The organism is Streptomyces sp. NPDC003011 (assembly GCF_053591515.1).
The window spans coordinates 25,940-32,630 of the sequence record NZ_JBSFTY010000096.1; the positions used below are offsets into that span (position 1 = coordinate 25,940).

Sequence of the window (6,691 nt, forward strand, 5' to 3'; positions counted from 1 at the left end):
TGCTGTAGGAAAACGATTTCCGAATCGGCTGCCGAAATTTTCGTTCCGCACCCTCAGCAGGAGGTGTCCAATGCAGTAACTTCGAGCTGTGACGGTCAAGGGAAACGGACTCCGCAGCGATGAACACAGTCGCCCCAAGCGTGGACGGAAGAGCGCCGAAGGTGGAGAAGGGCCGAGCACCATTCGTGATGTCGCCGCGAAGGCCGGGGTGTCCGTAGCAACCGTTTCCCGCACGCTCGCCGGCAACTATCCGGTCTCCGCCGCCACTCGGGCCCGGGTCACGGCGGCGGTGGAGTCGTTGCACTATGTGGTGAACGTCCACGCCAAGGCGCTGTCAGGACAGGTTGCCGGCCCCATCGCCCTGGTAATCAAGGACATCACCGGCCCCTCCCTCGCCCAGGTCGCCGCCGGAGTGGAGCAGGAGGCGGCCTCCCGGGGCCGGCTGAGTCTGGTCTGCGCGACCCACGGCGACCGCAAGCGCGAGGACGACCTGGTCCAGCTGATGCGCGAGCAGCACGCGGCCGCAGTGCTCCTTGTCGGCGGAGCGGTGCTGGACGACGGGTACCACCAGCGCATGGCCGAGTACGCCAGGGCGCTGGACGCGGCGGGCTCTCGGCTGGTGCTGGTGGGTCGTTCGGCGCTGCCCGGCGACCTGCCGGTCACGGTGGTCGAGTACGACAACCGTGGGGGCGCCTTCCAGGCCGCCGATCAGCTGCTCAGTGCCGGGCACCGACGCATCCTCTTCCTGGGCAGCATCCCCGAGCTGAGTACGGGGCAGCAGCGCAGGGACGGCTACCTGCACGCCCTGCGCGCCCACGGGGTGCCGCACGCGGAGGAACTCGACGTTCCCGGTCCGTACACCCGTGTCTCGGGCTATCAGCGCACGCGCGAGGCGCTGGCCTCCGGCCTGGACTTCACGGCGATCCTCGCGGGCACCGACATGGTGGCCGTCGGGGCACTCGCCGCCCTGCGCGAAGCCGGACTCGACGTCCCCGGGGACGTCTCGCTTGTGGGCTTCGACGACGTCCACTTCGCCGCCGACCTCACGCCCGCGCTCACCACGGTGCGGGTGCCCTATGAGGACCTGGGCCGCACCGCGGTGCGGCTGGCCCTGGAACGCCAGGAGCGCCCCGCCGACGACCATGTGGTCCTGAGCACCCAGCTGGTGATCCGCCAGTCGGTGGCCACGCTGCGCTGACCGCCGAGCAAGCCGCCCTCGCTTTCCGGAGCCGGCCCGGTCGCCCCACAGCGAGGACTGCCAGTCGCGCACGTCCTCTGTCTCCGGAGATCCCGGCGCTTCAGGCGATCGGCCAGTGTGCGGCAGGGACTCCTTCCGGCACGCGGTGACCTGACGGTTTCCCTGAACCGCCCGCGGTTCCCGAACGAGCAAGGCGAGATCAGCGCATACGCGCACGTCCGCGTGGTCCGATCCGCCCGGCGGCTGCTGAGCCGGATGCGGACCTTGGGCTTGACCAAGCGAGATCAGCCCCTGCACGGGCTCTGCGAGACCTTCGCCCTGCGGGGCCGAGGATGTCCCCGACGACCCCGACGACCCCGACGACCCCGACGACCCCGACGACCCCGACGACCCCGACGACCCCGACGACAACGACGACCCCGACGACCCCGACGACAACGAGGCCGGCAAGGACCTTCCGGCCGAGGTGATGACGCAGCTCTGCCAGCACCTCGACGGGCTCGACGCCAAGGGAGCCCCGGAGATCCGCACAGCCGTCGAGCTGATCATCGACACCGGCCGCTGACCCGCGGAGATCTGCCGGCTTCCCTACGACTGCCTCGGGCGCGACGAAGGCGGCAAGCTGACGCTGGTCTACGACAACCACACATCGGCGCGGAGGTCTCGCCGCCTCCCCATCAGCGGCGGGACCGGCGCGGTGGTCATGCCCTGCGCAGACAGTGCCCCAAGGAGGAGAAGATTCGCGGCAGTCGTCCGCGAGAAGCTCGCCGGGAGCGCGCCCGACTGTTCCGGTGCCGCTGCCGGGCGTAGAACCGGCAGTCCCAGGAGGACTCGGGCGGCCGACCGCAGGCGCAATCCAGGTCAGTGCCGATGAGCGGCAGCCCAGATTCCGGGTCCGTCAGCGCGACATCGGACGGTGTTCGATCCGATGAAGGGGCGGGGCCTGGCATAGGTGCCAGGCCCCGCAACATGGCGCTGGTCTGCCTACTGAACGAGCTCCCAGTCCTGCGAACCGTCGGTGACCGCGTTCGCCAAGGTGAGCTGTCCTCCAGCGGTCGAACCGGTCAGGTACAGGCTCGTGTTCTTAACCGACTGCAGCTTGTAGAAACCGTCGCTCGTCTTGACGAGGTTCCAGCTGCCCGTCTTGCTGTTGTCGACCCACTGGCCGATCTTCTGGCCGGCCGTCGCGTTCCCGGTCCAGATGGCCGCCGCGCGGCCGCCCGACTTGTTCAGCAGAGTCTTTCCGCCGTTGGGCTCGGTCACCACGTGCCAGTACTGGGTGTCCGCGTTTGCCGCGGAGCCGGGGTCCTCCAGGCGGACATCGGGGACGTCTTCGTTGCCGATGTTGGCGTCGTTGGTGTTGTCCCCGGTGCCGATCACCTGGTCCGTCTTGCGGTTCACGAGCTGGTAGTAGGGACCGTCGGAGTGGCCGAGGTCGACCTCGGCGTAGGCGATCGTGGAGGTGCCCTGGTTGTTGAGTATCGCGATGCGGCCGGTGCCCTCGACGTACTGCAGGTTGCGGCTGTAGCCGGCCGGCGAGGTCGTCTGGTACTCCTTCCAGGTACCGTCGCTGCGTCCGCTCTCGTTGACCCAGACGTTGGCGCTGCTGCCGGCGTTGTAGACCAGACGTCCACCGGGAAGCCTGATGAGGACCGCGTTGCCGCCCGTGGCGAGTGCACGGGAACCGGTGTCGAGCGGCAGGCTGGTGACGCCCGTGCCCGAGGTGGAGTCGAGGTAGAACTTCAAGGGGTCGTCGGCGAGCTTGTACCTGAGGTTCGTTCCGCCGCCGAAGTACTCGTACGTCATCATCCACTTGCCGTCCGTCGTGCGGACGACGTTCGTCATGCCCGGCCTGCCGCGGCCGATCTCCGTCTTGCCGCCTCCCATGTCCTGGGTCAGGCCCGCGACGTCGACGACGGGGGCGCTCCACGTCGTGCTGCGGCCGTCCCAGGTCTTGTGGACCAGGACCTGTCCCATCGAATCGGTGGCCGTGTCGTTGGCGGGGTCCAGGGTGGGGACGCCGGTGGTCGCGTTGTATCCGATGTAGTCGTTCTCGTCGGAGTAGTAGCAAACGAGCTGGCCCTTGTAGACCATCAGATACGGCTCCCAGAGGGGGTCCACCTGCTTGTTCGTGTTCGCTGCGGCGATGTTCCTTCCGATGGCGCCCGCGCTGCCGCCCTGCCAGCCGCCGGTCGCGATGACGTTGACGACCTGCCATGTCGCACCTTCGTCGGTGCTGGAGTACAGGGCGATCGCCAGATCCTTGCGGTCTCCGTCGCTGGTCGGCGTCCAGTTGGGGTCGGCCGCCTTGTGCTCCTTGTAGTAGTAGTCGTCGCCCGACACGACACTGGCGAGGAGCAGCGTGCCCTGTTTCAGGTTCCCGACGTCCTGCGGCAGCGTGTAGAAGTACGGGTTGGTCCAGTTGCTCGTGTACTTCGCGTACTTGGCGTCGCTGGAGAGGTACGCGGGAGCCTTGACCTCCGACAGCGGCTGCCAGGTCGTGCCGTGGTCGTCGCTCTTGTAGACCGGGAGGGTCTGCTTGTCGGCGCTTCCCGTCGCGGTCACGACAGTAGACTTTTCGAAGGACGCGACCAGACGTCCGCTCGGCAGCTGCGCCGACTTGGGGTAGATCGCGCAGTTGCCCCGCCCCTTCAGGCACGGCTCACTTCCGAGTTGGTACAGGATCCCGCCCGTCGGGTCGTACGCCTGGGCGCTGACCATGGGGATCGCCAGCACGGCGGATGCTGCGGCGAAGGTTCCCAGTACCTTGGCCAGTCTTCTTCTCTGCATAGCCACTCCTTCGTGGATGGATCGGGGTTGGTCGCCCACTTCGGCTGCCGGTATCCCTTCAGCGTCGGCGGAGACGACGACACGTACGTGCCAAGGGCCGAGCTTCAGCGCTGAGCCCGTGGGGGCGGAGGCGCCCGTGAGAGCGTCGGTGAAGTCCACCGGGGCGGGCTCTCGTCGGCTCCTGGCTCCGGTTGTGGACGGTGTGACACGGTGCCCGTCGGGGGAGGTGCCGGTGGTGGCGGTGGCAGACGCGGCGGGGGAGTCGCACCACCTGCTGCGCGCGGCTGGTGTCAGCCACTCGGCCAGCGCCCGGGTGAGGGCGCGGTACCCGGGCGTACTCGCGGACGATGTCGGCCTGCCAGCCGATGAAGTCCGTGACCTGGCGGGCTTGGAACTCCCCCACGGGACGTCGCATTGAGGCTGGACATTGCCGTCCGGGTCCACGGGTCGGTCCAGGTCGACAGCCGGTGCGACCAATACACCGGACCCCACCCGCGGTTGAGGGTCTCGACGTCGAGGTACTTCTCCCGCAGTGGTTCACGAACCGCTGGAAGACGCCGTGGTTGTGGAAGAGGTGCAGGCCCGGTTCGTTGTCCACCTGCCAGCCGATGACGGCCGGGTGGCCGGCGTACCGTTCGACGATCTTGCGGATCACCCGCTCTGCGTGGAAGCGGAAGGCGGGGTGGGTGAAGGCGGCCTCCTGGCGGCCACCCCAGCCGAGGCGCTGCCTGGTGGCGGACTGGGCGGTGATCCCCATCGGTCGGCGTCTTCATCGCCTTGTCGATGTCGGCCTGGCTGACCGGCTTGACGGAGGCGGTCGAACCGCCGGAGCCACTGCCGCCGCAGGCGGTGAGCGCGACACCGCTCGACATGGCTCCGGTCGTGGCGAGGAAGCCACGGCTGCTGAGGGAGGCGGCGGAGGAGCAGGTGAAGAATCTGCACATGGTGAACTCCGCAGAAGGGCGTAAGGGATCGGCGACCCGGGCGACGGTTGCTGTGTGACATGCCGGCTGTGGTGCTTGGGCATGGGGCCGGGCAAGGCCGACGGCGAGCGGGTACCGCCGCGGCGTCGGGCCGGGTACGTCATGTTCGCTGGCTGAGAGGAGCTCGCGCCTGTGACGGCGTGAGCAGAGGCGAAGGGGCGTGTCGGTGATCGGCTCCAGGGGAGGTGCCCAGGCCGTGGCACTGATGAGCACGGGGTGCGAAGCCCGCGGGTGGGTCGCTCGTGTGCTCAGGAGCGGGCGTCAGAAGAGAGAATGCGGGGCGAGGAGCTGTGGGTGGGCGGGCCTCTCATCGTGATCGGGATATGGGGCATGAGGAGTCAGGCGGAGGTTCGCCGGTGATCCGGGGTCGTCCGGTGCGACGGGGGCGCAGTCGATGCGCGGACGACGAGTTCAACCGGCGGGTCGCTCAGCGGAATCGGGTCCGCATCCGGGTTCTCGATGGTGTGCATGAGACGCTTGAGGCCGTCCTGCGCCATGGCGTCGAAGGGCTGTCGCACCGTGGTCAGGGGAGGAGACACGTAGGCGGCGACCGGAATGTCGTCGAGACCGACGACACTGATGTCCTCCGGCACCCGTCGGCCCGCTTCCGGCAGCGCGCGCATCAGTCCGATGGCCATGTCGTCGTTGGCGGCGAAGACGGCGGTCACGCTGTCGTCGGCGGCCAGTCGGCGGTAGGCCGCACAGCCGGAGGCGGCCCACCAGTCACCCGCGATGACGGGTGGTTCGTGTCTGCCGTGCTCGGCCAGCGTCGCTCGCCATCCCTCGAGACGGTCCCTGGCGGCGTACCGCCGAAGAGGCCCGGCGAGGTGGTGCACGGTCGTGTGGCCCAGTTCGAGCAGATGCTCGGTGACCGCCCGTGCCAGTCGGTGGGAGACGAGCCCCGCGGTCACCACCCGGGAGGCGGCGAACGGCGGCGCGCCGAGGACCAGGACCGGCACGTCGACGCGGACGGAGAGAGCCTGAGTCGCTCGCCTCGTCGATCGGCTCGGAAATGACGATGCCGTCCACGCCCTGGTCGAGGAGCGAGTCGACGGCACTGGCGACGTCCGGGGCGTCACCTTCGATCGTGTTGACCACGCGGAGCGCGTAACCGGTGTCCCGGACGGCGCGCTCGATGCCCATCAGCAGTGTGGTCGGTCCGTACAGAGCCGTTCCGAGCGTCACGACGCCGATGGACCGGGTCCGGCCTGAGGCCAGCGCCCGGGCCGCATGGTTCAGCCGGTAGCCGAGTTCTTCGGCGGCGTGGAGGACCCGTCGGCGTACGTCGTCAAAGACGTACTGCTCACCGTTCATGACCCGTGACACCGTCTTCTGCGAGACGCCCGCCAGACACGCCACATCCACGCTGCGTGGTGCGGCACGTGTGCTGCGGCCAGCCAGTCGTGCCATGGGCGTCTCCTCAGGGTCGGCAGTCCGAGCGCGAGTCAGTCCTGTGTGTCTACGCAGTCATGACAGCGCAGACATATCTATTGACTCCGAGGCGGCGCGTCAAGGGGTTGCGCAACATTACTGAAAGTCAGAAATGAGCCCTCGATGTCCAGGGCGATGCCGCCCCGGACGCCTTTGCCTTTGCCGGGCGCCATTCGCCTGACGGTCGGCGGCAGCGCGGCACCGCGCACGGCTCGGCGCCGATCTTCTCGTACGGGTCCTCGAGTTCGATCTCCTTGGCGATGGAGACACCATCGTTGGTGATCGTGGG

Annotated in this window: 4 protein-coding genes and 2 pseudogenes; 2 read left to right on the forward strand and 4 right to left on the reverse strand. The window is 68.5% G+C overall.

Features of this window, described 5'->3' with window-relative positions; genetic code table 11:
• Positions 1-88 precede the first annotated feature (88 nt).
• Positions 89-1,198, forward strand: coding sequence for a LacI family DNA-binding transcriptional regulator (locus ACWD0J_RS34790; protein ID WP_451499855.1), 1,110 nt, complete (start codon positions 89-91; stop codon positions 1,196-1,198).
• Positions 1,199-2,182: 984 nt separating this feature from the next.
• On the opposite strand, the gene ACWD0J_RS34795 is transcribed toward ACWD0J_RS34790, so the two are convergent.
• Positions 2,183-3,988 carry an RICIN domain-containing protein gene (locus ACWD0J_RS34795; protein ID WP_451499856.1) on the reverse strand — a complete coding sequence of 602 codons (1,806 nt, stop codon included), beginning with the start codon at positions 3,986-3,988 and terminating at the stop codon, positions 2,183-2,185.
• A 328-nt stretch (positions 3,989-4,316) separates the two neighbouring features.
• Positions 4,317-4,721: pseudogene (locus ACWD0J_RS34800) on the reverse strand (beta-galactosidase); the annotation flags it as partial.
• A gap of 50 nt (positions 4,722-4,771) precedes the next feature.
• On the opposite strand from ACWD0J_RS34800, the gene ACWD0J_RS34805 reads away from it, so the two are divergent.
• Positions 4,772-4,990, forward strand: coding sequence for a hypothetical protein (locus ACWD0J_RS34805; protein ID WP_451499857.1), 219 nt, complete (start codon positions 4,772-4,774; stop codon positions 4,988-4,990).
• A 319-nt stretch (positions 4,991-5,309) separates the two neighbouring features.
• On the opposite strand, the pseudogene ACWD0J_RS34810 reads toward ACWD0J_RS34805, so the two are convergent.
• Positions 5,310-6,381 (reverse strand): annotated as a pseudogene (locus ACWD0J_RS34810) (LacI family DNA-binding transcriptional regulator).
• Positions 6,382-6,508: 127 nt separating this feature from the next.
• The coding region (locus ACWD0J_RS34815) for a hypothetical protein (protein WP_451499858.1) at positions 6,509-6,691 on the reverse strand (183 nt) is incomplete at its 5' end.

Excerpts from the sequence above, each read along its gene's own strand:
- ACWD0J_RS34795 (WP_451499856.1), bottom strand. The coding sequence starts at position 3,988 with ATGCAGAGAAGAAGACTGGCCAAGGTACTGGGAACCTTCGCCGCAGCA.
- ACWD0J_RS34805 (WP_451499857.1), top strand. The coding sequence starts at position 4,772 with ATGTCGGCCTGGCTGACCGGCTTGACGGAGGCGGTCGAACCGCCGGAG.